General features: G+C 37.9%; 31 protein-coding genes, 1 tRNA gene and 1 pseudogene. 25 read left to right on the top strand and 8 right to left on the bottom strand.

Annotated elements, in window-relative coordinates; translation table 11 throughout:
• Nucleotides 1–491 (top strand): S-adenosylmethionine:tRNA ribosyltransferase-isomerase (locus tag ACXJIE_RS07905; protein ID WP_456480428.1); only part of this gene is annotated, 491 nt, incomplete at its 5' end.
• Between the two features lie 93 nt (nt 492–584).
• Here ACXJIE_RS07905 and trxC read toward each other — a convergent pair.
• The 6 genes from trxC to uvrB all read right to left on the bottom strand — a co-directional run bounded on the left by trxC (nt 585) and on the right by uvrB (nt 6393).
• Entirely contained in the window at nt 585–1025 is a 441-nt protein-coding gene (trxC, locus tag ACXJIE_RS07910) for a thioredoxin TrxC (RefSeq protein ID WP_456480429.1), read from the bottom strand.
• Nucleotides 1026–1086: 61 nt separating this feature from the next.
• A complete protein-coding gene (locus tag ACXJIE_RS07915) occupies nt 1087–3252 on the bottom strand; it encodes an endonuclease MutS2 (RefSeq protein WP_456480430.1) in 2166 nt (721 codons plus the stop codon).
• A 9-nt stretch (nt 3253–3261) separates the two neighbouring features.
• On the bottom strand, nt 3262–3516 hold the full coding sequence (locus ACXJIE_RS07920; RefSeq protein ID WP_456480431.1) for a Txe/YoeB family addiction module toxin: 255 nt from the start codon (nt 3514–3516) through the stop codon (nt 3262–3264).
• A 3-nt stretch (nt 3517–3519) separates the two neighbouring features.
• Entirely contained in the window at nt 3520–3765 is a 246-nt protein-coding gene (locus tag ACXJIE_RS07925; protein WP_456480432.1) for a type II toxin-antitoxin system Phd/YefM family antitoxin, read from the bottom strand.
• 48 nt (nt 3766–3813) lie between these two features.
• Nucleotides 3814–4353: a gamma carbonic anhydrase family protein gene (locus ACXJIE_RS07930; RefSeq protein ID WP_456480433.1), complete on the bottom strand. Its 540-nt coding sequence runs from the start codon at nt 4351–4353 to the stop codon at nt 3814–3816.
• Between the two features lie 9 nt (nt 4354–4362).
• Nucleotides 4363–6393, bottom strand: coding sequence for an excinuclease ABC subunit UvrB (uvrB, locus tag ACXJIE_RS07935; RefSeq protein ID WP_456480434.1), 2031 nt, complete (start codon nt 6391–6393; stop codon nt 4363–4365).
• 49 nt (nt 6394–6442) lie between these two features.
• On the opposite strand from uvrB, the gene ACXJIE_RS07940 reads away from it, so the two are divergent.
• The 11 genes and pseudogenes from ACXJIE_RS07940 (at nt 6443) to ACXJIE_RS07985 (ending at nt 11311) form a co-directional block, all read left to right on the top strand.
• Nucleotides 6443–6664, top strand: coding sequence for a hypothetical protein (locus tag ACXJIE_RS07940; RefSeq protein ID WP_456480435.1), 222 nt, complete (start codon nt 6443–6445; stop codon nt 6662–6664).
• Nucleotides 6661–6858, top strand: coding sequence for a hypothetical protein (locus tag ACXJIE_RS07945; protein WP_456480436.1), 198 nt, complete (start codon nt 6661–6663; stop codon nt 6856–6858). Before ACXJIE_RS07940 ends, ACXJIE_RS07945 begins: the two co-directional genes overlap by 4 nt.
• Nucleotides 6859–6976: 118 nt before the next feature.
• On the top strand, nt 6977–7477 hold the full coding sequence (locus ACXJIE_RS07950; protein ID WP_456480437.1) for a type II secretion system protein: 501 nt from the start codon (nt 6977–6979) through the stop codon (nt 7475–7477).
• 31 nt (nt 7478–7508) lie between these two features.
• The gene (locus ACXJIE_RS07955; protein ID WP_456480438.1) at nt 7509–7955 is read left to right on the top strand and encodes a type II secretion system protein; all 447 of its coding nucleotides are present in this window, start codon (nt 7509–7511) and stop codon (nt 7953–7955) included.
• 8 nt (nt 7956–7963) lie between these two features.
• Nucleotides 7964–8377: a prepilin-type N-terminal cleavage/methylation domain-containing protein gene (locus ACXJIE_RS07960; RefSeq protein ID WP_456480439.1), complete on the top strand. Its 414-nt coding sequence runs from the start codon at nt 7964–7966 to the stop codon at nt 8375–8377.
• A complete protein-coding gene (locus tag ACXJIE_RS07965) occupies nt 8374–10188 on the top strand; it encodes a primosomal protein N' (protein WP_456480440.1) in 1815 nt (604 codons plus the stop codon). The genes ACXJIE_RS07960 and ACXJIE_RS07965 overlap by 4 nt, the downstream gene beginning before the upstream one ends.
• Before the next feature lie 48 nt (nt 10189–10236).
• Nucleotides 10237–10545, top strand: coding sequence for a BrnT family toxin (locus tag ACXJIE_RS07970; RefSeq protein WP_456480441.1), 309 nt, complete (start codon nt 10237–10239; stop codon nt 10543–10545).
• Nucleotides 10529–10783, top strand: coding sequence for a BrnA antitoxin family protein (locus ACXJIE_RS07975; protein ID WP_456480442.1), 255 nt, complete (start codon nt 10529–10531; stop codon nt 10781–10783). Before ACXJIE_RS07970 ends, ACXJIE_RS07975 begins: the two co-directional genes overlap by 17 nt.
• 24 nt (nt 10784–10807) lie before the next feature.
• Nucleotides 10808–10924, top strand: a complete 117-nt coding sequence (locus ACXJIE_RS09770; protein WP_518525022.1) for a type II toxin-antitoxin system Phd/YefM family antitoxin — start codon at nt 10808–10810, stop codon at nt 10922–10924.
• The gene (locus ACXJIE_RS07980; RefSeq protein ID WP_456480443.1) at nt 10921–11052 is read left to right on the top strand and encodes a type II toxin-antitoxin system Phd/YefM family antitoxin; all 132 of its coding nucleotides are present in this window, start codon (nt 10921–10923) and stop codon (nt 11050–11052) included. Before ACXJIE_RS09770 ends, ACXJIE_RS07980 begins: the two co-directional genes overlap by 4 nt.
• Nucleotides 11052–11311 (top strand): annotated as a pseudogene (locus ACXJIE_RS07985) (Txe/YoeB family addiction module toxin). The gene ACXJIE_RS07980 and the pseudogene ACXJIE_RS07985 overlap by 1 nt, the downstream one beginning before the upstream one ends.
• On the opposite strand, the gene ACXJIE_RS07990 reads toward ACXJIE_RS07985, so the two are convergent.
• Nucleotides 11305–12801, bottom strand: a complete 1497-nt coding sequence (locus ACXJIE_RS07990; protein ID WP_456480444.1) for a SulP family inorganic anion transporter — start codon at nt 12799–12801, stop codon at nt 11305–11307. The pseudogene ACXJIE_RS07985 and the gene ACXJIE_RS07990 sit on opposite strands and share 7 nt — an antisense overlap.
• A gap of 57 nt (nt 12802–12858) precedes the next feature.
• On the opposite strand from ACXJIE_RS07990, the gene ACXJIE_RS07995 reads away from it, so the two are divergent.
• The 4 genes from ACXJIE_RS07995 to ACXJIE_RS08010 all read left to right on the top strand — a co-directional run bounded on the left by ACXJIE_RS07995 (nt 12859) and on the right by ACXJIE_RS08010 (nt 17570).
• Entirely contained in the window at nt 12859–13365 is a 507-nt protein-coding gene (locus ACXJIE_RS07995; protein WP_456480445.1) for a hypothetical protein, read from the top strand.
• 9 nt (nt 13366–13374) lie between these two features.
• Nucleotides 13375–14529, top strand: coding sequence for an aspartate aminotransferase family protein (locus ACXJIE_RS08000; RefSeq protein ID WP_456480446.1), 1155 nt, complete (start codon nt 13375–13377; stop codon nt 14527–14529).
• Nucleotides 14530–14546: 17 nt separating this feature from the next.
• Nucleotides 14547–15740, top strand: a complete 1194-nt coding sequence (locus ACXJIE_RS08005; protein WP_456480447.1) for a TolC family protein — start codon at nt 14547–14549, stop codon at nt 15738–15740.
• 123 nt (nt 15741–15863) lie between these two features.
• Nucleotides 15864–17570, top strand: a complete 1707-nt coding sequence (locus tag ACXJIE_RS08010; RefSeq protein ID WP_456480448.1) for an FAD-dependent oxidoreductase — start codon at nt 15864–15866, stop codon at nt 17568–17570.
• A gap of 75 nt (nt 17571–17645) precedes the next feature.
• On the opposite strand, the gene ACXJIE_RS08015 is transcribed toward ACXJIE_RS08010, so the two are convergent.
• Nucleotides 17646–17722, bottom strand: a tRNA-Arg gene (locus tag ACXJIE_RS08015).
• A 59-nt stretch (nt 17723–17781) separates the two neighbouring features.
• On the opposite strand from ACXJIE_RS08015, the gene ACXJIE_RS08020 reads away from it, so the two are divergent.
• The 9 genes from ACXJIE_RS08020 to ACXJIE_RS08060 all read left to right on the top strand — a co-directional run.
• Nucleotides 17782–18741, top strand: a complete 960-nt coding sequence (locus ACXJIE_RS08020; RefSeq protein ID WP_456480449.1) for a succinate dehydrogenase/fumarate reductase iron-sulfur subunit — start codon at nt 17782–17784, stop codon at nt 18739–18741.
• On the top strand, nt 18741–19571 hold the full coding sequence (locus tag ACXJIE_RS08025) for a CoB--CoM heterodisulfide reductase iron-sulfur subunit B family protein (RefSeq protein WP_456480450.1): 831 nt from the start codon (nt 18741–18743) through the stop codon (nt 19569–19571). The genes ACXJIE_RS08020 and ACXJIE_RS08025 overlap by 1 nt, the downstream gene beginning before the upstream one ends.
• Before the next feature lie 249 nt (nt 19572–19820).
• A complete protein-coding gene (locus ACXJIE_RS08030) occupies nt 19821–20255 on the top strand; it encodes an RIO1 family regulatory kinase/ATPase domain-containing protein (RefSeq protein WP_456480457.1) in 435 nt (144 codons plus the stop codon).
• Nucleotides 20245–20961 (top strand): succinate dehydrogenase/fumarate reductase iron-sulfur subunit, encoded by a 717-nt coding sequence (locus ACXJIE_RS08035; protein ID WP_456480451.1) that lies wholly within the window; start codon nt 20245–20247, stop codon nt 20959–20961. The genes ACXJIE_RS08030 and ACXJIE_RS08035 overlap by 11 nt, the downstream gene beginning before the upstream one ends.
• Before the next feature lie 75 nt (nt 20962–21036).
• Nucleotides 21037–21543 (top strand): PAS domain-containing protein, encoded by a 507-nt coding sequence (locus ACXJIE_RS08040; protein ID WP_456480452.1) that lies wholly within the window; start codon nt 21037–21039, stop codon nt 21541–21543.
• A 65-nt stretch (nt 21544–21608) separates the two neighbouring features.
• Nucleotides 21609–22421 (top strand): thiamine-phosphate kinase, encoded by an 813-nt coding sequence (locus tag ACXJIE_RS08045; protein ID WP_456480453.1) that lies wholly within the window; start codon nt 21609–21611, stop codon nt 22419–22421.
• 8 nt (nt 22422–22429) lie between these two features.
• Nucleotides 22430–23095, top strand: a complete 666-nt coding sequence (locus ACXJIE_RS08050; RefSeq protein ID WP_456480454.1) for an EI24 domain-containing protein — start codon at nt 22430–22432, stop codon at nt 23093–23095.
• A gap of 113 nt (nt 23096–23208) precedes the next feature.
• Nucleotides 23209–24285: a tRNA pseudouridine(13) synthase TruD gene (truD, locus tag ACXJIE_RS08055; RefSeq protein WP_456480455.1), complete on the top strand. Its 1077-nt coding sequence runs from the start codon at nt 23209–23211 to the stop codon at nt 24283–24285.
• Nucleotides 24282–24982 (top strand): cation diffusion facilitator family transporter (locus tag ACXJIE_RS08060; protein ID WP_456480456.1); only part of this gene is annotated, 701 nt, incomplete at its 3' end. The genes truD and ACXJIE_RS08060, both read left to right, overlap by 4 nt.

Consider the following 24982-nt stretch of genomic DNA (forward strand, 5'->3'; position numbering starts at 1 on the left):
TTTTTGCCAAAAAGGAAGGAGCCGTTGCAGCGCCTACCGCAAGCCTTCATTTTACGGACGAACTATTGAATAAAATAAATAAAAAGTCATATCTGACTTTACATGTCGGGGCGGGTACGTTTAAGCCCGTGGATGTTGAAGACATAAGAGAGCATAAAATGCACAGCGAATTTTTTGAAATACCACACGAAACTGCGAAGATGCTTAAGAGTGATGAGGAAATAGTAGCGGTCGGAACCACCGTTACAAGAACGGTGGAATATTATGCGAGGACGGGTAAACTCTCAGGTGAGTGTGATCTGTTTTTAAACCCTCTAAATCCGCCGATACGTGCAAATCATCTGCTTACTAATTTTCACTTGCCAAAATCTACACTAATTATGCTTGTAGCCGCATTCATAGGAAGGGAGAAAACCCTTGAACTCTATGAAGAAGCCATAAAAAACGGATACCGCTTTTACAGCTACGGGGATGCGATGCTCATTATTTAATTGAGAATTATTATTTTTTCTATAAAAGATGGCAGAAAAAAATCTTAATACTAAGAATAAAGAGAATTATGAGAGAATTTTAACTCTCCATTCTCAATTCTCAACTATTTTGTCTGCCCACATAGTAAAACTGAATTCATCCAGCGCACCCATTGCCCTGTCAATTTCCATCCCGTCTTTAAGAGCCACTATTGTAGGGATACTTCTGATTCCAAACTGTATAGCCGCTTGTTGGTTTTTATCGGTATTAACTTTTACAAATTGTGCTTTTAGAGGAAATTCATGTGCAACTTTTGCAAAAATAGGCGCAAACATCTGGCACGGACCGCACCACTCGGCCCAAAAATCTATAATAACGGGGAGCGTTACGGAATTTACTATTTTTTGAAATTCGTCATAACTGTCCAGTGAAATTGGTTTGTTTTCTAAAAGATTTCCTTTACATACACCGCAAACCGCTTTTTTATATTCGTCCTTTTTAGGCAGTTTATTTAAACTTTTACAATGCGGACATGCAATAACTATATCACTCATTCTTTCTCCTTTATCAAAAAACTTTAGTGTTATTATATAAAGTTTTATATGAATTGTCAAATTAAAGTTTTACAATTTTAGCCCCGTAACCCCCCATATGCGGAGGTGCGTCGTGAAACTCTTTCACAAGAGGATGGTTTTTCAGAAGCTCCGTAATTCCTTTAGCAAGAATCCCTTTACCCATACCGTGATAAATCCACACTTCCTCTAACCCGGCAAGAGCGGCGTTGTTTAGATACTCTTCGGTTTTTTCAAGGGCAACTTCCAGCCTCATGCCGTGAAGGTCGAGCTTGATATCGACTTTGGAGGCTTTCGGTTTGATTATCTGCGCTTTTGCTTTTTTAGGTAGTCTGTACGGTTCAAGTGAATTTTTGGGAATCCACAGTTTTTTGCCGTCTATGTCCACAAGGGCGTTTTTGCCTTTGATATCGAGTATTTCCCCTATACTTGTAAAATATTTGACGCTGTCGCCGATTTTAAACTCTTTATTGATTTCGCTTTTTTTGACTTTTATGTTCGAGCGGATTTTATTGGCTTCGTTTAGTGCTCTGTGGGCGTCTTTTACGGATTTGGACCTTATTGCCTCTTTTGCCTTTTTAATCGCTTCATTGTACTCTTTTAAAAGGCGGTTTTTTTCTTTTTCTATTGTTTCGTTAAATTCCTCTTTTTGGCGGATTAGTGACTCTTTTAGCAGTTTTACGTCTTCAAGTTCGCTTTCAAGTTCTTTTATTTTCCGTTTCTGTTCAAATTCAAGTGCGGCAGATTTTTCTATTAAAACGTCTAATTTTTCAAGATCGTCGGAATACTCTTTTTTGGCTTTTTCAATGATGTTAAACGGAATCCCGTATCTTTTAGCCGTTTCAAACGCGTAACTTTTACCGATGGTGCCTTTTATGAATTCATAAGTCGGCTTTTGGTTTTTTTCATCGTAAATTGCGGCGAGAAGATCCACTTCTTCGTTTTGCGCAAGAAGTGTCGCAAGGCGTTTGTGGTGGGTTGTGATGACTATTCGGTTTTTTTTCATAATCTCTTCGATTATCACCTTAAACAGACTTGCCGCTTCGTTTGCGTCTGTTCCGAGTTCGATTTCATCTACACCTATAAGGTAATTTTCTTTGAAAAAAACTTCTTTGAATTCTTTAATTCTTCCCGCAAACGTTGAAATGTCGTTTTTTACGTTTTGCGGGTCGTCGATTATCGGTTTTATCTCCTTAAACGAAGGAATTATGGAATTTTCCCTTATTTTCATAGGAAGCAGGTGTTTGGCCATATAAGCGGAACTCAGGATTGATTTTAAAAGCATTGTTTTACCCCCGGCGTTTACACCGGTTATGATTAAAACCTGCTTATCCCATTCAAGGTTTATCGGTTTACATTCGTTAAGGGCGGGGTGGCAGAAGTTTTTAAGCACCATTTTTTTGCTTTTATTTGGAAGTATAAATTCAAGGTTTTCGTTTTTTGCCATAAAAATACGTGCCTGGATGTGGTCGAATTTATCAAATTCCTTATTTATAAATTCCAAAAATTTCGTCCATTTACGCAGACGGTTTGAAAACTCTTTTGCTATTTCATACAGAATTTCTTCTTTCTGGCTTTTTAGGTTGTCTTCTTTTTCCTTTAGTTTTTCAATGGTTTTCGGGAAGATGTAAAAAAACCCGCTCTGGCTTCTTCCTAAAATTTCGGCGTTTATTATTTTATTGTATCCGCCTCTTACAAGCAAAGTCTCCTCACCTCCCTGGACGTGGATCTGTTTATCGACAAGGAAAGGCTCGAGTTTTTTGGAGTTTATATATTTATAGAGCTGCTGGCGTATCCGGGCTTTAAGCTCTTTTATCCTCTCGTTTATCATATCAAGCTCTTCAAACCCGGTTACTTCGCCTTTTTTATCGTAGTGTCTGTCTATTTCAAGAATGTCCTGCGGGATTTGAATTTTATCGAACCATTCGGAAAGATCCTGCCAGTTTCTGGTTTTTAGGTAAATAAAATAACGGATAATTTTAAGAAATTCAAAAATCTGGTCGTGTTTAAGCACACCAAATTTTTTAAGATGCATTATTTCCGTATCGAGGTTTTTAACCTCAGGCGGGGCGTTAAAATCCCTGTTTTGAAGTTTTTGAAGATATTTATAAATGGATTCGATACTTCCCTGGATTTTGAAATCCTTTTCCCTGGCAAAAAGGGAGGTTAGTCTGTTTATATAATCTGTTAAGTCTAATTTGTTTATCATTAAATACCTTTATTCATAATGTGTCCACATTCTTATTATTTTGACTGTTTTTTCTTCTTCATAAACCTGATATATGAGTCTGTGTTGAATATTGATTCTTTTGGAATAAGCGCCTTTTAAATTGCCTACGAGTTTTTCGTACGGCGGAGTAAAAGGGTCTTTTTTTAAAATTTCAAGAAGTTTTATAGTTTTTTCTTTAAGTCCCGCTTGTTTGATCTTTTTTGAATCTTTAACCGCCTGTTTTGTATATATTAATTTATACATAATTTACCAGTCAAGTTTTTCTTCGCATTCATCGAGAGGTGTGTTTAACCCTTCGATTATACTTTCTTTCATTCCCGGTATTGAATTTAAATAAAGAGTCTCTTCAATGGCTCTGTAATCTTCTTCACTGATTAAAACGGCCGAATTTCTTTTACCTTTGATTAAAATAGGCTCATGTATTTCCGCCGTTTCGTCAATTAATTTATAAAGATTCTCCCTTGCTTTGCTTACATTAAGTACTTTTGTCATTTTAAGCCTTTTTTATAAATCGTACCATTTTTGGTACGGTTTGTCAAATTACCTTACAAAATTTATATAATCGTTTTTATATTTAACGTAATTTTCGGCGTTTTTGTATATGTTTGCCACTTCCTCATCGGTAAGTTTCCTTACAACTTTGGCCGGGCTTCCTAAAATCAGGCTTCTTGTAGGAAATTTTTTACCGCCCGTTACAAGAGCTCCCGCTCCTACGATTGATTCGTCTCCTATTTCGGCTCCGTCAAGGATAGTGGCGCTCATTCCTATCAGACACGCATTTCCGATTTTACACCCGTGCAGCATTACGCGGTGTGCAATCGTTACATCGTCGCCTATTATAGTCGGAAATCCGTCGCCGATTTTCTTTTCTTTTTCATAATGCGTTACGTGAATCATACTCATATCCTGAATGGACGTGCGCTTTCCTATCTTAATGTAATGCACGTCTCCTCTTATAACGCACCCGAACCAAACACTTGAATCCTCACCGATTTCCACATCACCGATAATATCGGCATTCGGAGCTATCCATGCGGTTGTATGGATTTTAGGGAAGTCGTCTTTATAGCGTAAAATCATAATTTCTCCTTATTTCATTTTCTTAAGTTCTTCTATTTTGTCTCTTAACATTGCGGCTTTTTCGAATTCGAGTGCTTTTGCGGCTTCTTGCATCTCTTTTCGTAATTTTGCGATTATCGCTTTTTTCTCTTTGGCCGGGATCTTATTTTTGTTTTTGAGCTCTTTGGCGATAGCTTCGTATCCTTCTTCTTTTAGCGATTTATCGAGTTTACGGATGGTGCTTTTCGGCGTAATCCCGTGTAATTTGTTGTATTCTTTTTGTTTTATACGTCTTGTAAGGGTGGTTTTGATGGCTCTGTACATCGAGCCGGTGATTTGATCTTTTATTTTTTCAAGTGCATTAAGATCATCGTCAAGCACGACGGGTTTTTCGATTTTATTCGCAAACATTAAAACCCGTCCGTTTACGTTACGTGCGGCTCTGCCCATTGTTTGAATGAGGCTTGTTTCACTTCTTAAAAACCCCTCTTTGTCGGCGTCAAGGATTGCGACCATACTCACTTCCGGTAAATCCAGTCCTTCCCTTAAAAGGTTGATTCCTATGAGCATATCGAATTCGCCGCTTCTGAGCCCCCTTATTATTTCGTTTCTTTCCACAACGTCTATGTCGGAGTGCATATATTTGACTTTCAGTCCCATTTCAAGATAATATTTTTGTAACTCTTCCGCCATTTTTTTGGTGAGTGTCGTTACAAGCACCTTTTCGCCTCTTTCAATTATCTCTTTGGCCCTGTCGTAAAGCGTTGCAACCTGGTTTTGGCTCGGAAGCAGCTCCACTATCGGATCAAGAAGACCCGTAGGGCGGATAATCTGTTCGGCTACGCATGTGGATATTTCAAGCTCGTATTCCCCGGGAGTGGCCGATACGAAAAGATAATGCGGGGCTTTATTTATAAATTCGTCAAATTTGTAAGGTCTGTTGTCAAGTGCGCTCGGAAGTCTGAACCCGTATTCCACAAGCACCTCTTTTCTCGCCCTGTCTCCGTTGTACATTCCGCGAAACTGCGGCAGGCTCACGTGCGATTCGTCGACTATTACGAGATATGGTTTTCCTTTTATTTCGAAATAATCCAAAAGAGAATAAGGGGTTTCACCGGGCTTTTTGCCGGTAAGGTGTCTTGAATAGTTTTCTATTCCCTTACATGTTCCCGTGGTTTCGAGCATTTCGAGATCAAACTCGGTTCTTTGTTTAAGTCTTTGGTATTCTATAATTTTTCCCTCTTTTTCAAACTCTTTGAGTCTAACGCTGAGCTCTTTTTCAATAGACTGAATAGCTTCCGCAAGCCTGTCCGCCCCTACTATAAATTGGTTTGCGGCGTATATTGTGATTTCTTTTAAATCCTGGAGCTTTTCGTTTGTCATATAATCTATTGTATAGATTCTGTCTATTTCGTCCCCGAAAAATTCTACCCTTATTACGTCGTCTTCAAAATATGTCGGGAATATGTCGATAACTTCGCCGTTTACCCTGAAATTGCCTCTTTCGAAATATTTGTCGTTTCTTGCATAGCCCATTGAAAGCAGACGGAGCATAAAATTTCTCTGGTTTATCTCATCCCCGACGGCGATTTTCGCTACCATTTTTTTGTATTCAATCGGGTTACCCAGACCGTAAAGCGCAGATACGGATGCGACCACTATAACGTCGTCGTATTCTAAAAGAGAAGCGGTTGCGGACACCCTTAGTCTTTCAAGTTCGGCGTTTATCGAGCTGTCTTTTTCAATAAAAAGATCCTGTCTCGGAAGATAAGCCTCAGGCTGATAGTAGTCGTAATAGCTTATAAAGTATTCCACGTGGTTTTGAGGGAAAAACTCTTTGAATTCAGAATAAAGCTGTGCGGCAAGTGTTTTGTTGTGCGTTAAAATAAGTGTTGGGATTTGAAGTTTTTGAATGATATTCGCCATCGTAAACGTTTTACCGCTTCCGGTTACGCCGATCAAAGTATTGTATCTGTTTTTATTTTTTATGCATTCGCTTAATTTTTCTATAGCCTGGGGCTGATCACCCGTGGGTTTGAAATTTGAATTTAATTTGAACAAATCTCTCCTTTTTATTATAATTATATCAAAATGTTTAAAAGGAATAAAAATGGATTTGCTTGCCAAATTAAATGAAAAGATAGACAGTCTGCTTAAAAATTATGAAGAACTGCAAAAAGAAAATGAAAACTTAAAGCTTGAACTTGAAAATACAAAGGAATTGCTCGCCCAAAAAGATGAAGAACTTTTAAAATGTAAAGAGAATATGGCCCTTAAAGAAATAGAGCTTGAAGAAGTTGTAAGTAAAATCGAGGCGATTTTAGGAAAATGAAAAAAATTTCCATATCCGTTTTGGGGGAAAAATTCGAAATTGAATTGGAAGATGAATTTTTCGAATTTGTAAAGGAAGATTTAAAAAAAATACAAAATCCGACACCGAAAGAAATTTTATATCTTTTTTTGGAAAACAAAAAAGAACAGTTCGAACTGAACAAAAAGATTGAAAAAATAATTTCAAAAATTTGATCCAATGTTACATAAATTTTATGTTTGTTAATTTTTTGTTATATTTTAATTAATAATTTGACAACAGCTGAAAATTTTATGATATAATTTTGAAAATGAAAATAAAAAAGGAGATGTAATGAAAAAAGCATTCACGATGATTGAACTTATATTCGTTATTGTTATCTTAGGTATTTTAGCGGCGGTTGCAATTCCGAAACTGATGGCGACAAGAACGGACGCTAAAGTGGCAGCTATTTCTCAGGAAGTTTCAGGAATAGTCGGCGAAGTGCCTGCGTATGTAACTTCACAGGGTAAAGTTGACACTTTAGCGACAATGTCGCAAATTGCAAAAAGTTTAATTGATCAGGGTAAAGCAAAAGATACCAATTCAACGTGGACAGGATGGAGTCATGCATTTGATTCACATGTTATAGGTGATGGTAGTAGAATCGATAGTATGGTAATTGGTGCACAAGATGATAATGGAAATATGGAAGATTGTGTTTTAATTGAAATAAATGGAACAATGATGGCAGTGCAAGGTAATTCAGCAGCGACAGGAGCAATATGCACTGGAATAAGAGCAAGAGTTAAAGATGGTAACTATACAATAGCTGGAAGTTCAGTCAAATTCTAAGAGATTTTTCTCTTAGATTAAAGAAGAGGAGATGAAAAAAGCGTTTACGATGATTGAACTTATATTCGTTATTGTTATTATAGGGATATTAGCCGCGGTTGCGGTCCCTAAATTAATGGCGACACGCGACGATGCGCAGACATCAACTCTTACAATACAAATTCAGGCTGCAACGAAAGAGATTATAAGTTATTATACTTCCCAGGGAGAAGATATAAACTTTTCGGAACTCCCCAATTCTTCACAGATAGTACTTAACGAACTGATACACCACGGATGGGTTGAGATAAAAAATGAAAATCACGCGGTAATATATTCCGACAGGGATAATAAAACTGTCTGTTTTGACCTGTATACGAACGGTAAAGTTTTAATACTTGAACAAAACAGCAGTGATAATGATCTTTTGTGTAATGATATAAAAAGAATTATAAAAGACGAAAACTATTCCGTATTAAACCAGGCGGTAAATTTTTAAGGTTAAAAATGAAAAAGTCGTTTACAATGATGGAGCTTGTTTTTGTAATTGTTATAATAGGTATATTATCGGCTATCGCACTGCCTAAACTGTGGGTGACGAGGGATGACGCCGCAGTAGCGAAATTAAGGGCGGACGTGTCTTCTATAAGATCTTCAATTTCAAACAAATACGGCAAAAACATCCTTTCCGGAAGCGATTCTTGTCCTCCGTTGGAAAGTGACCCCAATAACAATAAACTTTTTGACGGAATACTTACATATCCGATTACCAAAAACACGGGTGCTGTAAAATGGGACGGCAACGGAACGGATTACAACGCCACCGTGACGAATACGATTGTCAAATTTCATTATTATAATAACAGTACCGATAACTGCAAATTCGGCTGTGAGGACAACTGTGATTTAATAGGCGAATGAAATATTACGATATAGCCGTTATAAACACTCCGAATATTTTTACCTATCAGTCTGAAAAATGTTTAAATCCGGGCGATGTTGTTGGAATCGAAGTAAAAAACAGAGAAGCTTCGGGATACGTAATAAAAGAAGTAAAAAAGCCTGAGTTTAAGTGTAAAGGTATTCTGTCTAAATTATATTCTTTTTCTACTGAAAAACAAAAAATAATAGATTTTATTTCCAAATATTATTTTGCTCCTGTAGGGGAAGCTGCGGGACTGTTTTATATAAGTAACCAAGTTCCAAGTTCCAAGTTCCAAGAAAACAACCAAGTTCCAAGTTCCAAGTTTCAATTAACGAAAAAACAGCAAGAAGCGTTGGAGTTTTTGAAAAAAAACGATGTAAGCATACTTTTCGGTGATACCGGAAGCGGCAAGACGGAAATATATATCAAACTCATAGAAGAGGTATTGAACAACGGTAAACAGGCGCTGTTTTTACTTCCTGAAATCGCCATTACCTCACAAATGGAAAAGAGGCTTAAAAAATATTTCGGGGAAGCCCTTGCGATTTGGCACAGCAAAATAACTAAAAAGAAAAAAGAAACAATACTTTCGGATATAGCGAATGGAAAAATAAAAATCGTAGCGGGAGCGAGGAGCGCTCTTTTTCTGCCGCTTGAGAAACTCGGACTGATAATAGTGGATGAAGAGCATGACGACAGTTATAAATCCGAACAGATTCCGAAATACAACGCTAAGGATTTAGCGGTATATTTCGGCAGGGTTTACGATGCTAAAGTAGTGCTCGGAAGCGCCACCCCCCTTATAAGCGATTTGTATAAATTTCCTCATTTCAGACTCAAAGGTACCTTTTACAATACTAAAAAAACAAGATACTTTCGTGAAAGTTTTGATGATTTCACCGTCGGAAAAATAAAAAACACCTTAAACAATCAAAAGCAGGCTATAATCTTTCTGCCGACCCGTGCGAATTTTAAGTATATGATATGTTCCCATTGCGGCAAAGCCGTAAAATGCAAACACTGCGACGTGGCGATGAGCGTACATAAAAACAAAAGGGCGCTTGTCTGTCATTACTGTAATTACACGATGAGAATTCCCTCAGTTTGCGAGTATTGCGGAAGCGGGGAGTTTATAAACGAAAGAATCGGTACGAGCGAATTCGCCGAAATACTGAAAAACATTTTCCCTGATGCCGTAATAGAAAAATTCGACAGGGACGTAATAACTTCTAAATCCAGGGTTGATAAACTGCTAAAAAGATTCGCCGATAAAAAAATAGATATTCTTATAGGCACACAGATGCTCAGTAAAGGGCACGATTATCCCGATGTGGCACTTTCAATAGTGCTTGATATAGATTTTGTACTCAACAGTGCCGATTACAGGGCGGGTGAGAGGGCTTTTGCCCTGGCGCGCCAGGTTGAGGGAAGGGCTGGGAGAAAAGAGGACGGAGAGGTTATAATCCAGGCTCTCAACCCCGAATTTTTCGACAGAAGTTTTGAAGAGTTTTACGAAGAGGAGATTCAAAACAGAAAAGAACTCGGCTATCCGCCGTTTAACAGGCTTATAAAAATTGAATTTCAGGATAAAGACAAGAGTAAAGCCAAAGAAAAAATGGAGAAATTTCTGAGGTGTCTCGGAAACAGATCCGAAATAGTGGGATTCGGGGAAGCGCCGATATTCAAGATTAAAAACATATACCGCTATCAGGTACTGCTTAAAGGCAAAAACCTTCATAAACTCATATACCCGTGCGTAAATCTGAGTGAAATGAAAATAGACGTCGATCCTGTCAGTTTTGTTTGACTATAAATTAATTTTTGTATATAATAAACATATACAAAGGGAAAAAATATGAAATTTGACTGCCTGGTGTTAGATGATGTTGTTGGGTTTGAATGGGATGACGGGAATATTTATAAAAATGAAAAAAAACATGGCGTAAAATGGCAGGAAATTGAAGTGGTTTTTTTTAATGAACCGTTGTTGATATATGAAGACTTTAAGCATTCAAAGGATGAGTGCAGATGTTATGCTTTAGGAAAAACTGATGATGAAAAGACGCTTTTTGTAGTATTTACTAAAAGAAATAAAAAAATAAGAGTAATTAGTGCTAGAAAAATGAATAAAAAAGAAAAGGAAATATATGAAAAAAATACCTAAATTTCTATCAGAAAAAGAAGAGAGAGAATTTTGGGAAATTCATGATTCTACAGAGTATATTAATTGGAATAATGCTAAAAAGGCAATACTTCCTAATTTAAAAAAAAGCACAAAAACAATATCTTTACGCCTACCGGCTGATATGTTGGAAAAAATAAAAGTAAAAGCTAATAATTTAGATGTGCCTTATCAATCTTTAATAAAAATAATGCTTCAAAAAGAGTTACAAGAATTTTAGGATATTTTGTCAAAAGGAAAAAAAATGAAAACAATTGTCTATTCAAATGCGAGAAATAATTTAAGAAATATTATAAATGATGTAAATGAAAATTTTGAAGAGTATATTATTACTACAAAAGACAACAAACAGGAGTTTTGATATCTTATGAAGAGTACAGCGCTATGAAAGAAACAATGTATCTGCTCTCATCCAAAAACAACAGACAAAGACTGCTTAAATCAATAGAAGATATAGAAAATATGCAAATAATTAAAAAAGAGATTTAATGATTGTAGGTTTTTCTGATGAAGGGTGGGAAGATTATGTTTATTGGCAGAAAACGATAAAAAAATGTTAAAAAGAATAAATGAATTAATTAAAGATATCAAAAGAAATCCATATGATAAAAACGGTTTAGGAAAGCCTGAGAAATTAAAAGCTAATTTAAGCGGATATTATTCAAGAAGAATAACATCCGAATATAGACTTGTTTATGCTGTAAAGAATGAATTAATAATTATTATTCAATGTAGATATCATTATTGATTTAACTCCTCAGGATTTACTGCCACTTTGTAATTCGGGTCGTCTTCTTCGTAAGTGCAGTACGGTCCTGCGACTTTAAGCAGTTTTTTACATTCGCCGCTTAAGTGTCTGATTGTAAGTTTTTTGCCGTTTTCAAGGTATTTTTTGGTGATTTTGTCTATGGCTTCGACTCCGCTTGCGTCTTTTACACGTACGTTTTTAAAATCCATCACCACCTCGTCCGGGTCGTTTTTAACATCGAAACTTTCTATAAAGCTTTTTGCGCTTCCGAAAAACAAAGGGCCTTCAAATTCGTAAATTTTTCTTTCACCCTCCATTTTTGTTTTAAAATATACTTTTGCATGCTTCCACGCAAATACAAGGGCGGATATGATAACGCCGCTTATTACCGCAACCGCTAAGTCCGTAAATATGGTGATAAGAGTGGTGGCTATCAATACGAACGCGTCTTCTTTGGGCATTCTTTTGAGTCTGTCGAAACTCGCCCATTCAAACGTTGCAATGCTTACCATAAACATAATCCCCACAAGTGCGGCGAGCGGAATCTGTTCGATGTATTTGGCAAGCGCGACAACGAATAAAATAAGAAGAACAGCCGCAAACGCCGCGCTGAGTCTGCCGCGTCCGCCTGATGTGTAGTTGATTACACTCTGTCCTATCATCGCACATCCCGCCATTCCTCCGAAAAGCCCGCATGTTGCGTTGCCGGCTCCGAGCGCAATTGCTTCTTTGTTTCCGTTGCCCCTCTCACCGCTCATTTCTTCTAAAACTTCGAGTGTAAGAAGCGATTCTATAAGTCCGACAAGCGCCATAATAACCGCATACGGCAGTATAATTTTCAAGGTTTCAAGGTTAAGAGGCGCAAGGGGCAGGTGAAAATGGGGAAAACTTCCGCTGATATGCGCCAAATCGCCTATTTTTTTCGTATCGAGGTTGAATATCAAAACAAGCGCCGTAATTGCAATAATCGCTCCGAGTCCCGAAGGAATCGCTTTTGTAAATTTAGGTAAAAACCACATAATAGCCATTGTCAAAGCCACTAAAACGTACATTACATAACCTTCGCCTTTAAACATCGGAAACTGTGCCATGGCTATAATAATGGCGAGTCCGTTTACAAACCCGTAAACTACCGGCATAGGTACGAGACGTATGAATTTCGCAAGTTTAAACACACCCACGAGAATCTGTATAATCCCCGCCAAAACCGTAGCCCAGAAAAGATATTCGACTCCGTGGCTCATTACGAGGGAAACCATTACGACCGCAACACTTCCCGTCGCACCGCTTATCATTCCCGGTTTTCCGCCGAAAAGTGCGGTTATCAGCCCCAGTATAAAAGCCGTATAAAGCCCCACAAGAGGCGAAACACCGGCAATAATGCTGAATGCAATAGCTTCTGGTACAAGCGCAATTGCCACCACTGTTCCGCTTAGTAACTCGTTTTTGGTATTTTTTGCGTTATAATTTTGTAATATTTTAGAAAACAAGTATAATCCTTTTAAATTTTTTGAGGCGCGAATTATACCATAAATAAAAGGTTTAAAATGTTTGAAAAAAAAGGCGAATATTTCACCAACAAAGACGAGAGTTTTTTAAAAGAATCGGATTTGGTGATTTTCTGGAATTCAAAACCGAAAAAGCTTTTAAAAAATTACGCGGTTATAGGAGGCAGCGACGAACATTCGAAAGTCGATATTCCGAGGGCGGATAAGGATTTGGCGCTTCTTCTCGCAAGGCTTGCGTATGTTTTTAAAATATATGACGACAGACTTGAAGATTCGGAAGAGTTTGAGGATTTTGTGGACGTATTAAAAGGAGTCAGGGTTAAAACGCAGATAAAAAAACATTTAACCACACTTGAGGAAATAAGCGGGGTGCTGTATTTAATGGACAATTCAGAAAAAATAAGTATTATTATTGACAATATCGAAGAAGACGAGTTCGAGGCGTTAATGAGCTTTTTGGTAATGATGGGGTTTTTCAGCGATAAAATAGGGGTGTTTAGTAAAAAGGACATAAGTTTTTACGATGAATTTTATTTTTATGAATAAGGAGAATTAATGAAATATCTGTTAAACACATACGCAAGATTCGACGTTCGTTTTGAAAAAGGAATGAGCGCCACTTTATGGGATGAAAACGGTGAGAGTTATATAGATTTTACAAGCGGGATAGGCGTTGTAAGTGTCGGGCACGGCAACGAAAGGCTTGCAAACGTCATTTGCAATCAGGCTAAAAACATAATTCACATATCAAACCTATACAGAATAGAACCTCAGGAACGCTTAGCCGAGGAAATAGTAAAAAAAAGCGGAATTGAAGGAGGTGTGTTTTTCTGCAACAGCGGTGCCGAGGCGAATGAAACGGCTCTTAAGATAGCGAGAAAATACGGAGAGGTAAACGGCGAAATTAAAAGATATAAGGTGATTACGCTTGAAAACTCTTTTCACGGAAGGACGATATCAACCCTTAAAGCCACGGGTCAGCCTAAGTTTCATCAGTATTTCGGACCTTTCCCCGACGGATTTACATACGCAAAAAACATAGCCGACATAGAAAACAAGATTGACGACAAAACCGTTGCGGTAATGATAGAGCTGATTCAGGGAGAAGGAGGCGTCAATCCTTTCGGTAAAGAGGAAATTCAAAACCTTGCGGAGTTTTTAAAGGAAAAAAACATTTTACTGATTGTGGACGAAGTTCAAACGGGGGTTTACAGAACGGGGGAATTTCTTGCAAGCGGCCTTTACGGTATCAAACCCGATATTGTAACGATGGCTAAAGGACTCGGAGGAGGGGTTCCTATAGGCGCTGTGCTTACCACACTTACGGACGTTTTAAAACCCGGGGATCACGGCAGCACGTTCGGGGGAAACTATCTTGCCACTTCAGCCGCCCTTGAAGTAATTAAAATACTCGACGAAGAAAAAAGAAACGGAAAACTTGGTGAGACAATAGAGTATTTTGAAAACAAACTGCTTGAAATCGCTAAAGAATATCCCGAAATGTTTGAGAGTGTAAGCGGTTACGGTCTTATGAGGGCATTAAGGGCGAAAGATACGAAAATCAGGGATGAAATAGTTAAAAAAGCCTTTGAAAACAAGCTTTTGGTATTAAAAGCCGGTACGCATTCAGTCAGGTTTTTACCGCCTCTTACAATTACGAAAGAGGAGATCGACGAAGGGTTTGACAGGCTCAAAGAAGTGCTGAATTAATGAAAACGGAGGAGAGATTGAAAAGATTAAAGTATTTGTTTGTTTTGTTTCCGCTGTTTTTAAATGCCGAAGGGCTGTTGAACGATTTGAAAAAACAGGAGCTAAGGTATGACCGTTTAAAAACCGTTCAGGAAAGTCAAGAGACTGCAAAGTCGTGGATTAACCCCGTAACGCTTCAGTATTCTTATACGAAAGACAATATGACGGGCACGGTTGCCACGACAAAACTTTTAAGCGTAAGTGTAAACCAGCCAGTTTTTAAAAGCGGAGCGATATATTATTCGATTAAATATGCCGGGCATTCGAAAGAATTTAACCTTCTTTCTTTGGAGCTTCAAAAAAGGGAACTGATAAAAAAAGCCCTTGAACTCGCATACGATTATAAAATTGTAAAACTTAATGAACAGATAATCGCCTTAAATATAAAAAATGCGAAAATCGACATAAAAAAGAAAAAAGAGGAGTTTTTAAACGGAGTGGGGGATTCGGCATTTTTAAACAATGCGGTTTTAAACCTGAATTCTCTTAAGCTTTCCCTCGAGGATTTGCGTACAAACGCACACAGTCTGAAATTCGCTTTTAACAACATCTCTTCTCTTGATATAGATAAAATAAAATTTCCGGTGTTTAAATTAATTTCCAAAAAAGAGTTTATAAATTCGAATATGGATCTTTTTTTACAGGAAAAATTTAAAAAAGTAAAATACGACCTGTATAAAATGCAAAAAGGCAATCAGCTCTTAAGCGTTAATTTTAACGCCTCTCTTAACAGACAGAGTATTGATTATGAGAACAATTCGCCGCAGCTTCAGGACAGCAGCACGGATTATTACCGTGTGGGACTGAGCGTTGTTATGCCTCTTAGTTTTAACGCTGTTAATAAAATAGAGCAGGCTAAAATCGATTATTTAAAATCCGAAACACTGCTTGAAGATAAAAAATCCGAACTTCTCAATACGTATAAAACCGTGCTTTACGAACTAAAAACCTACGACAGCAAAATAAAGATTTACAGGCAGAATATTAAAATATACGACGAGCTGATAAATTCGGCTAAAGAATCGCTAAAAGCCGGAAATGCCACGGAGTATGATTTGGAAATTTTGCAAAATTCGAGAAAAACCATGTTTTTAAACATCGAAATTCTGAAACTTCAAAAGCAAAAACTTCTGCTTTCCCTTTATTACAAACTTAGCGGATGGAAATACTGATACATTCCGTTTTTCCGCCTGCTTGTAACTACTTGTAACACTGAACAGAAATTCACACTAAAATTATCCTATTTAATATAAGTTTTCGTTATAATTGCTTATATTTATAATTAAAGGAGTGTTATGAAAGTTGATGTACTAATAGTCGGTGCCGGCGGAGCCGGATTGTATGCGGCGCTAAGTGCGGCGGAAGAAGCTAAAGGGATGGAGGTTGCCGTTCTTACGAAGGTTTACCCCACAAGAAGCCACACCGGGGCTGCACAGGGCGGGGTTAATGCGGCACTCGCAAATGTGGATCCCACCGACAGCGAGGAACTGCATACTTTTGACACGGTAAAAGGAAGCGATTATTTAGCCGATCAGAGGGCTGTTAAATATATGTGTTTCGAAGCTCCGAGAATCATCAGGGAAATGGAGCATATGGGGGTGCCTTTTTCCAGGCTCAACAACGGTAAAATCGCACAAAGACCTTTCGGAGGCGCAAGCAAAGACAGAACGTGTTACAGTGCGGATAAAATGGGGCATGTAATGCTGCATACCCTTTATGAGCAGTGTATTAAAAACGATGTGAAATTTTTAAACGAATGGTTTATGTTGAATATTGTTCACAACGGAGAAAGACTTCAGGGTGTTACCGCAATTAACATAGCCACGGGAGACATTCAGTTTATTCACGCCAAAGCCGTTATATTGGCTACAGGGGGACACAGCAGAATTTACTGGGGATACACTTCAAACGCGCTCGGATGTACCGGTGACGGAACTGCTGCAGCTTTAAGGGCCGGGCTTCCTTTAAAAGATATGGAATTTTTACAGTTTCATCCTACGGGACTCAGAAAATCGGCCATATTGGTATCCGAAGCCGCAAGAGGGGAAGGCGGACACCTTTTAAATAATAAGGGTGAGAGGTTTATGAGCAAATACGCTCCCGAAAAAATGGAACTCGGGCCGAGAGACCTCGTTTCAAGAAGCATTATGACGGAAATCAGGGAAGGCAGAGGGTTTAAAGACGAAGAAGGCAGAGAATACGTTCATCTCGATTTAACTCATTTAGGAGCTGAAAAAATAAAAGAGAGACTTCCTCAAATCAGGGAACTGACCATAGATTTTGAAGGGATTGATCCTATAAATGAGCCTATTCCGATTAAACCGACTGCGCATTACGCAATGGGCGGTATTCATACGGATGTAAGATGCGAAACTCCTATTGCCGGTATTTATGCGGCGGGTGAAGCGCAGTGCGTAAGCGTTCACGGTGCGAACAGACTCGGAGGAAACTCTCTTTTAGATATCGTCGTGTTCGGACACGTGGCCGGGAAAGAAGCGGTAAGATACGCGGAAGGTACGGATTTTGCAAAAGGAGGGGTCTCTAAGCTTGAAGACGACGTCAGGTTTATAAAAGAACTGTTTGAGAGGGAAAGCAAAGAAACTCTCGGTGATTTAAGGGATGAGCTCGGTGAAATTATGTTCAGACATTTCGGGGTGTTTAAAAACGAATCCGAAATGAAAGAGGGATACGAAAAACTTAAAAAACTCATAGAAAGAGCGAATAAAAACCTTGCCGTTGAAGACAAATCGAAAGTATTTAACACCGATCTTCAGAGTCTGCTTGAATTTTACAATCTGCTTGAAATTGCGGATGTGCTGGCTTTCGCGTCTCTTCAAAGAAAAGAATCGAGGGGCAGCTTTTACAGGGACGATTATCCTAAAAGGGATGACGAAAACTTTTTATACCACTCAATGATTACCAAAAACGGCGACGGAAGCTTCAGTTATGAAAAAGGTGAAGTCGATTTGAGCCTTTACGAACCGGCTGAGAGAAAATACTAATATTAATGTAAAATGGACAATGGAAAATTGAAAATGAAATTTTACATTTTACATTGTAAAATTGTCCATTGTTTTTGGTCTCCCGGGCGGGATTCGAACCCACGACCTTCGGATTAGGAATCCGACGCTCTATCCTGCTGAGCTACCGGGAGACAAATGGAATTATAGCAAAAAATGCAAAAACGGCAAATGCACTAAGAAAGGATAAATTATGGAAAAAATAAAATATGTAACGAAAGTCAAAAGATACGACCCTGAAACGGAAAACAGTTACTGGCAGGATTTTGAGGTTGAGGTTGAAGATTCTCTGACGGTACTCGAACTTTTAATGTATATAAAGGATAAAATTGACGAAAGTCTGACTTTCAGGGCGTTTTGCAGAAGTGCGATATGTGGCAGCTGTGCTATGATTATCAACGGACGCGCCGGGCTTGCATGCAAAATTCAGGCAAAAGACAAAATCAAAAACGGCGTTATAAGAATCGAACCCCTCAATCATCTGCCTGTTGTAAAAGACCTTGTGGTTGATCAGGACCCTGCGTTTAACAAACTGAAAAAAATCAAACCCTACCTCGAACCTGATCCTAAGAAAGTACCGGATAATCTTAAATGTGAATCTCTTGTTACACCTGAAGAGTTTGCGAAATACGACAAACAGACCGACTGTATTTTGTGTATGGCGTGTTACGGACAGTGTAACGCGCTTGAAGGCGAAGATGCGTATCTCGGACCGTTTCAGCTTACTAAGGCGTTCAGGTTTATAATGGACAGCAGGGACGGCGTGGATGTTGAAGAGAGAATCAAGCTTGTGGAAGACGCCGGAATATGGGACTGCGTACAGTGCCAGATGTGTCTTGCGGCATGTCCTAAGGGAATAAAACCCGGAGAAGACATACTTGAACTCAGAAGAATAGCCAAAGACGTGGGAGAAGACAATATTGCTACAAGAAGGGCGAAAGTATGGTTTGCAAACGTATTCGAAACCGGTCAGATAGACAAATGGCATTTGCCTGAAGTGGCGTTCGGAGACGAAAAAGGCGAAGCAATTACCAAAAAACTTGAAGATGAATTCAGAAGCAGGGGTATGAAAGAAGAAGAGTTCGGTCCTCAGCCGTTTGACGGAATAAAAGAATTCCAGAAATTTATTAAAAAACTTGAAAAGGAACTGTAATGAAAAAAATAGGTATTTATCCGGGATGTTGCTTTCAAGGAGCCGATATTCATAATTATGACATAACCGAGGATTTTCTTGAAAAAATGGGCGTTGAGGGTGTGCTGCTTGAAAGAAGCGCATGCTGCGGCGGCGGCGTGATTGATGAAACGAATAAAATGATTGTTTACGGTCTGAATGCCAGAAACATCGCTCTTGCGGAAGAAAAAGGCGTGGATTTGTATACTCCTTGTAATACGTGCTATATGATTATTGCAAAGACAAAGCTTGCGCTTGATTCGGATCCTGAGCTTAAAGAAAAAATAAATAAAATTTTGGCTGACGAAGGGCTTGAATATAAAGGCGAAGCGAAAATTTACCATACGCTAAACCTTATCAGGGATTTTATAGGGATGGATGAATATAAAAGCAAAATTCAAAGGAAATTAGGAGGGGTAAAAGTGGCTCCTTATTACGGATGTCATGTTTTAGCACCCGATGAAGTCGCACTTGACGATCCTGAAAATCCGACCGTACTTAAAGAAATTCTCGAGCCGTTAGGCGTTGAAATTGTGGAAGGATACCAGCACGAACAGACCTGCTGCGGATATCATGCGAGGTTTACGAATCCCGAACAAAAAGAAAGACTTGCCGTAAAACCGCTTGACGGTGCCAAAGAAGCGGGAGCGGATATTGTAACCACTCCTTGTCCTCTGTGTCATAAAGCTATGGACGGGTATGAAGAGCCTATTTTACAGGTAACCCAGCTTATAAACGTGGCATGCGGATCCACACCTGAAGATGCGTTTTGGAACCTGAATAAAACGGAAGTTAAAATTTCCATAGGATAGGGCTTTTTGCTCTTTTTTTATTTTGTATATTTAAAGGTGTCTGGCACCGTATGTTTGGATTTTTGAGGGTATATACTCAAGTATGTATAATGTCTATGAATAAAAATTTGATAATATTCGCAAAAAAAAGGATTAAAAATACGTTACGATATAATCGGAAAAATCGGTGAAGGCAACAGGGGAGAGGTTTATAAAGCCAGACTTGAAGACGGCAGACTGGCCGCTGTAAAATGGGCTAAAAATTATGAAATAGACAAAGAGTGGGAAATTTTAAGCTTCTTAAACGGTCTGTGTGCCCCTAAACCGATTTTCAGGGGGAAAAGATATTTTATAATGGAGTACATCGACGGAAAACCTTTAAAAGAATATGTCGGGAGTGTTCAATATTACGAAATTTTAAAACAGGCGCTTGTTAATGCTTACAAATTAGACGAAAAAGGGGTGTTTCACGGACAGCTCGGGAGGTATTATCATATTTTGTACACAAACGGCGGTGTGAAATTTATAGATTTTGAAAGGGGTGTTTTTACGCGTAATCCGAGGAATTTTTTACAGATTGTGGGATATTACTTGTTTAGGGATGAAAAATATGATAAAAAGAGTCTTAATATGATAACAGATCTTTATAAAAAAAACAGGGCAGAAGCGCTGAATGAAACAATAAGGCTGATTGATGAAAGTTAATATAAAAAGATTTTTAAACGGCAGGGTATGGTTTGATAATTTTGAGTTGGATTTTAAAGAAGATGAAACCGTTCTTGGGCTGCTGGACAGAACGAAATCGGTTGACGGGAGCATAACATATAGAAGCTTTTGCAGAAGCGGTATATGCGGAACCTGCGCTGTTAAGGTAAATGACAAAACCGTGCTTGCGTGCAAAACGAAAGTGAAGGATTTTATAGAACATGATGAAATTATAATTGAACCTGTAGACAGGAGTAAAATAATAAAAGATCTTGTGGTTGATCATAGTTATATTGAAAAGGCGATTAAAAAAAACAAACTGTGGTTTGAAGGGGAAATAAAAAGCGCCCGGGAAAGTCTGCAATTTCCGCAGGAATTTCAGATATATGAAAAACAGACCGACTGTATAATGTGTATGGCTTGCCAGTTTGAGTGTGAGGCACTTGATTATACACCTGATTTTGCAGGTCCGTTTATATTTACTAAATATTTCAGGTTTGTATTTGACAGTCGGGACAAAAGTGATACACAACAAAGAATTGAACTGGCAAAGGCAAACGGACTTTACAATTGTATAAATTGTCAAAAATGTGTAATGGTGTGCCCTAAAGGGATCGGAAGTGCGTTTGATATTAAAATGTTACAAAATTCTGACATTAATTCTCCGAATGAGTCTGAAAATGAATTTGGTATAACTTTTTTTTAACAAATCCTTTTTATTTTAAGTTTTGTGTTATACAATATGTACAGATATAAATTTTTTTTATTTAAAGGAGAAGTTATGGCAGTAAGACCGAATGTAAAACATTTATGGATTGAAGCCACTTTTGAAGAAGAAAACCTCGATGCAAGGGCGCTTGTAACCAGAACGGACAAAAACGGAAAAATTACATTCGCATCCAAAGCGTATAGGGAAATGACCAAATATTCAAAAGAAGAACTTATAGGGGCGCCTCACAGTATTGTAAGACACCCTTTTATGCCCGAGGCCGCTTTTAAAAGTATGTGGGACACGATTCAAAGGGGGGAACATTTCAACGCGCTTGTTATGAACCTCAGAAAAGACGGAAAACATTACTGGGTGGACGTACATGTGGATCCGATAGACGAAACGGGGAATGTGGTTAGCGACCCTTCGAAAATAGCGGGTTATATAGCAATCAGAAGGGAACCTACAAGGGAGGAAATTCAAGAAGCCTTTGAAAACTACAGGACGTTAAGAAAAACAGAGCTGCTTAAAAAGACGCATTTGAAAGACTGGGAAAAAGAACTTTTGGAGCATTTGTAAAAGCGGGGAAGAAATTGTATATAATACGCTGATCTTTATTACGTAAAAATTTTAAAAGGGAATTATTGAAAGAAGAGTTTTTTATAAACCAGATTAAATCTAAACACACAGGGGACGACGCCGCCGTAATAGGCAGTGAGATAATAGCGAGCGATTCGTTTTTTGAAGATATCCATTTTAAAAAAGAGTGGATGGGTTTGAAAGAAATCGCGATAAAAGCCTCGCTTGTGAATTTAAGCGATATTGTCGTTATGAACGCAAAACCGAAGTATGCGGTTTTGAATATCGGTTTTCCTAAATCATACACTTTGCGTGATATTAAAGAATTAGCGGAAGGGTTTAACGAGTGTGCGGAAAAATACGGTTATGAAATAATAGGGGGCGACACGATTAAAAACGACAAACTTGCGATATCAATGACGTTTATCGCTCAAAGCAAAAAACCTGTTTTCAGAAAAGCGAAGCTTAATGAATATGTTGCTTTTACGGGGAGTTTGGGAACGGTAAGAAGGGATTTGCTTTCGGTTTTGAGGGGCGGTAAAATTTCTAAAAAATCAAAACTTATAACCCCTGTTTTAAAAGAAAGGTTTTTTTATAAGGCGGCTCCTTTCATCACTTCCGCGCTTGATATAAGCGACGGGCTTTTTAAAGAGCTCGAGAGGATTTCAAAAATATCGAAAGTCGGTTTTGAGTTTTTAAAAAAATTCGATAAACGCACGGGCTGCAGCGGTGAAGAGTATGAAATACTTTTTACGTTTAACAAAAAACATTTGCCAAAAATTTTAAATATTGCTAAACTTACAAGAACCAAAGTGACTGTTTTTGCCGTTACTAAAAGAGGCGGATTCAGGAGTATGTGTAAAGAAAACCATTTTTAAGGCGGGCTATGAATACGATTAAATATCTTTTTTCCGATTTATTCGATTCGAAAATAATTAAATATTCATTCGCTCCACTCTTTTTAAGCATTCTGTTCTGGGGTGCGGTTTTTTATTTTTTTTCCGATGACATAGTGGGGCTGGTGCATTCGTACATCTCATATCTCCCTTTCGGGGAGAGTATAAATAAGATACTTACAAACGTCGGATCCACGATTGTGCTTATGTTTTTGTATTACGAACTTGTTATTTTGAGCATCGGCGTTTTCAGTTCGTTTTTCGTAGATAAAATTACGGAAAGAATAAACGAAAAATATTACAATCTGCCTACAAAAAAAACATCTCTGATAGAAGGAATTTTGGTTTCTTTAAAAGGAATGGTTAATTTTGTACTGTTTTTTATCCTTACTTTTTATCTTCTTTTCATACCCGTTGTAAATATAATATATCAGGTTTTTTTGTGGACCCTGGCAATAAAAAAGCCCCTCGTGTTCGACAGCAGCGCTCCTTTTTGCGATTATAAAGAATTTGAAAGAAACAACAATATAAAAATATGGATTATCATATTTTTGACTTCTTTTGTTTATTTTGTTCCTATACTTTCGTTTTTCGGCTACACGCTGCAGCTTATTTTTATGACCCATTTCGTATTGAGTAAATGCAAAAAGAACTGAGTTAAAAAACCGTTTTCTGGTTTTTTTTAAAACTCCGCGCTTCCGGGAACCCGTTTGAAAAGAAAAAAATTATTTTTTTGCTATAATTTCAGAATTAACTCTGAAAGGTGTATATGATTTATTCCCATTCCCCTGTAAATTTTTATTTTAACAAAAACCCCGAGAATTTTTTTGTTGAAGAGATACCTCTTTATTCTTTTGATCATACCGGTGAATGGCTGATGTTAAAAGTCAGGAAAAAAGATATGACAACCACCGATGTGGTAAATCTTTTTTCAAAACTCGGAATAAATAAAAGGGATATAGGATATGCCGGATTGAAAGACAAAGACGGATTAACCGTTCAATGGATGAGTGTTCCAAGAAAACACAGAGAAAAATTTAAAGATTTTACCCATCCCAAAATAAAAATTGTTGAACAGGACCTTCATAGAAACAAACTTAAAATAGGTCATTTGAAAGGAAACAGGTTTTTTGTCAGGCTTAAAAAAGTGCTTCCCGTCGATGCCAGAAAAATCGAAAGGGTTTTAATTGATATTAAAAAACTCGGAATCCCTAATTTTTTCGGTTATCAGAGGTTCGGCAAATTCGGGGACAATTTCGAACAGGCGAAAGAGTTTATTTTCGGTGAAAGACATATAAAAGACAAAAGGCTTCAAAAACTTCTTATAAGCGCTTATCAGTCGAAACTGTTTAACGACTGGCTGATGGAAAGAATAAAATTAAGCAACATATTCGATATATCCGAAAATGAACTGAAATTTTTAGGGTATGAAAAGGATTTGATTAAATTTGTAAAAAAACAAAAACACCCTTTCAGGCTTCTGCCCGGGGATGTGATGTGCCATTATCCTTTCGGTAAAAATTTTTATCTTGAAAATTATGAAGATACGGAGAGGTTTTATAAAAAAGATATAGTTCCGACGGGTCTGCTTCCCGGTAAAAAAACTCTTAGGGCAAAAGATTTTGCAAGGAGCTTGGAAGAAAAACACGATGATTTGATTCCGGCAAACGGTGACAGGAGAAGTGCGTGGATTTTCCCCGAAATAACGGAAAAACGTTATATAAAAGAAAAAGCATGGTATGAAATTTCTTTTAACCTTCCCAAAGGAAGCTACGCCACCGTTTTGATAGAAATTCTTAAAAACGGAGTGACGGAAAAATTAATCACATATAAAGGAGACAAATGAGTCTGCCTCGTTTAGCTACGACCATTGCGACGGTTAGTGCGTTTGTATTGGCGGTTTCGAAAGTGATAGTGGGCATAGTGACAGGAAGTGTTGCCGTAATCGCAAGTGCGATAGATTCGCTTCTCGATATGGTCATAAGTATTTTCAACAATATAGCGGTGAGGGTGAGCGAGAGCAAACCTAACAGCAGGTTTAATTACGGAAAAGGAAAAATAGAAGGTTTGGCGGCGCTTTTCGAAGGGCTTTTTATTACCGCAAGCGGTTTGTATATCATATATGAGGGTATAAGAAAAATAATTGACCACGAACCGATAGTAAAAATAGATTTTTCTATTTATGTAATGGTTTTCTCAATGGCCGTTACGTTTTTTCTCGTAACTTTTTTGGCGTATGTCGTCAAAAAGACGAATCACCTGGTTATAAAATCCGATTTAATCCATTACAAAACAGACCTTTTGACAAACGGCGCCGTTTTGATTTCTCTTATAGTGGTAAAACTTACGGGATGGTATTATGTGGATTTTATCCTATCCGTATTTATAGGAATTTATATTATCAAAGAAGCGAGCGAAATAGTTAAAGAAGGTTTCGAAACGCTTCTTGACGTTTCTCTTGAATTCGAAACGGTTGAAAAAATAAAAGAGATTATCAAAAAAGAGCCTTTGGTGCTTGATTACCACTGTTTAAGAACGAGAAA

Source organism: Nautilia sp. (assembly GCF_053994455.1).

Coding starts and splice junctions, on each gene's coding strand:
- trxC (WP_456480429.1), bottom strand. CDS start 1,025: ATGAGTGATATAGTTATTGCATGTCCGCATTGTAAAAGTTTAAATAAA.
- ACXJIE_RS07915 (WP_456480430.1), bottom strand. CDS start 3,252: ATGATAAACAAATTAGACTTAACAGATTATATAAACAGACTAACCTCC.
- ACXJIE_RS07920 (WP_456480431.1), bottom strand. CDS start 3,516: ATGTATAAATTAATATATACAAAACAGGCGGTTAAAGATTCAAAAAAG.
- ACXJIE_RS07925 (WP_456480432.1), bottom strand. CDS start 3,765: ATGACAAAAGTACTTAATGTAAGCAAAGCAAGGGAGAATCTTTATAAA.
- ACXJIE_RS07930 (WP_456480433.1), bottom strand. CDS start 4,353: ATGATTTTACGCTATAAAGACGACTTCCCTAAAATCCATACAACCGCA.
- ACXJIE_RS07940 (WP_456480435.1), top strand. CDS start 6,443: ATGGATTTGCTTGCCAAATTAAATGAAAAGATAGACAGTCTGCTTAAA.
- ACXJIE_RS07945 (WP_456480436.1), top strand. CDS start 6,661: ATGAAAAAAATTTCCATATCCGTTTTGGGGGAAAAATTCGAAATTGAA.
- ACXJIE_RS07950 (WP_456480437.1), top strand. CDS start 6,977: ATGAAAAAAGCATTCACGATGATTGAACTTATATTCGTTATTGTTATC.
- ACXJIE_RS07955 (WP_456480438.1), top strand. CDS start 7,509: ATGAAAAAAGCGTTTACGATGATTGAACTTATATTCGTTATTGTTATT.
- ACXJIE_RS07960 (WP_456480439.1), top strand. CDS start 7,964: ATGAAAAAGTCGTTTACAATGATGGAGCTTGTTTTTGTAATTGTTATA.
- ACXJIE_RS07965 (WP_456480440.1), top strand. CDS start 8,374: ATGAAATATTACGATATAGCCGTTATAAACACTCCGAATATTTTTACC.
- ACXJIE_RS07970 (WP_456480441.1), top strand. CDS start 10,237: ATGAAATTTGACTGCCTGGTGTTAGATGATGTTGTTGGGTTTGAATGG.
- ACXJIE_RS07975 (WP_456480442.1), top strand. CDS start 10,529: ATGAAAAAAATACCTAAATTTCTATCAGAAAAAGAAGAGAGAGAATTT.
- ACXJIE_RS09770 (WP_518525022.1), top strand. CDS start 10,808: ATGAAAACAATTGTCTATTCAAATGCGAGAAATAATTTAAGAAATATT.
- ACXJIE_RS07995 (WP_456480445.1), top strand. CDS start 12,859: ATGTTTGAAAAAAAAGGCGAATATTTCACCAACAAAGACGAGAGTTTT.
- ACXJIE_RS08000 (WP_456480446.1), top strand. CDS start 13,375: ATGAAATATCTGTTAAACACATACGCAAGATTCGACGTTCGTTTTGAA.
- ACXJIE_RS08010 (WP_456480448.1), top strand. CDS start 15,864: ATGAAAGTTGATGTACTAATAGTCGGTGCCGGCGGAGCCGGATTGTAT.
- ACXJIE_RS08020 (WP_456480449.1), top strand. CDS start 17,782: ATGGAAAAAATAAAATATGTAACGAAAGTCAAAAGATACGACCCTGAA.
- ACXJIE_RS08025 (WP_456480450.1), top strand. CDS start 18,741: ATGAAAAAAATAGGTATTTATCCGGGATGTTGCTTTCAAGGAGCCGAT.
- ACXJIE_RS08035 (WP_456480451.1), top strand. CDS start 20,245: ATGAAAGTTAATATAAAAAGATTTTTAAACGGCAGGGTATGGTTTGAT.
- ACXJIE_RS08040 (WP_456480452.1), top strand. CDS start 21,037: ATGGCAGTAAGACCGAATGTAAAACATTTATGGATTGAAGCCACTTTT.
- ACXJIE_RS08050 (WP_456480454.1), top strand. CDS start 22,430: ATGAATACGATTAAATATCTTTTTTCCGATTTATTCGATTCGAAAATA.
- truD (WP_456480455.1), top strand. CDS start 23,209: ATGATTTATTCCCATTCCCCTGTAAATTTTTATTTTAACAAAAACCCC.